The 1,133-nt window shown below is 65.8% G+C and carries 1 protein-coding gene; it reads left to right on the top strand.

Features of this window, described 5'->3' with window-relative positions; all coding sequences use genetic code 11:
* On the top strand, positions 1-992 hold a 992-nt coding region (locus AC097L_RS25620), incomplete at its 5' end, for a phospholipase D-like domain-containing protein (protein WP_479589516.1).
* Positions 993-1,133: the final 141 nt, after the last annotated feature.

The following is a 1,133-nucleotide window of genomic DNA, read 5'->3' on the forward strand; positions in this document are numbered from 1 at the left end:
TCTTGGGGCGGGACGTGCTGGGCGATGCGCTCACCGCGCAACTGCTGCAGCGGGCCCGCCAGGGCCTGAAAATCCGCCTGCTGCTGGACGGCATTGGCCTGTACCTGGGCGGCCACCCCAACCTGCACCGCCTGCGGGCCGCGGGCATCCAGGTGGTGTTGTTCGTGCCGCCCTTGTCGTCCCCGCTGCGGGGCCGCACCAACCTGCGCAACCACCGCAAAATGGCCGTGGCCGACGGTGCCTGGCTGTGGTGCGGGGGCCGCAACCTGGCGGCCGAATATTTTGAAGGCGACACCGTCTCGGTGCTGAAAAAACCGGTCTGGATCGACCTGAGTTTTGATTTGCAAGGCGATTTGGCGGGCCAGGCCCAGCAGCGGTTTGACCAGGACTGGATTTTTGCCACCACCGGCAGGGCCACCAGCGCCCCGCCCTGGGCCGCGCCCCTGGCCGCCCCCGGCCCACGCGGTCGCCTGGTGCCCAGCGGCCCCGACCAGGCCGACGACACCTTCTACACCCTGCTGGTGTCGGGCTGCTTTACCGCACAGAAGCGCATCCTGGCCGTCACGCCCTACTTTGTGCCCGACCAGACTCTGCTGATGGCGCTGACCCTGGCGGCCCGGCGCGGGGTGGCGGTGGATCTGGTGCTGCCCGCGCAGTCCAACCACCGCCTGGCCGACATCGCCCGCCATGCCGCCCTGCGCGAGCTGGTAGCCGCCGGGGCGCACATTGGCATGCTACCCAGCATGGTGCACGCCAAGGCGGTGCTGATCGACCACGACCTGGCCCTGGTGGGCTCGGCCAACCTGGACGAGCGCAGCCTGTTTTTGAACTACGAGCTGATGGTGGCCTTCTACGACCCGGCGGTGGTGCAGCAATTTGCCGACTGGATTTCGCAGCTGCAAGGCCACACCCGGCCCTACCAGGCCCAGCCGCCCAGCCTGCGGCGCGAGCTGGTCGAGGGGCTGGTGCGCTGGGTGGCTTTTCAGCTCTGATCGAAACTGTGATAGGGGCTGCGAGAGACTTGTCAACTGCTTAAATAACAAGCAGTGCAAGGTTTACCCTTATAGATCAAGGGTTTACCCTCGCTATTCTGCCGATTTACAGAGTTATCCCCAAAGTTATCCAGAGGGAAC

The organism is Rhodoferax sp. RT5P35 (genome assembly GCF_056521385.1).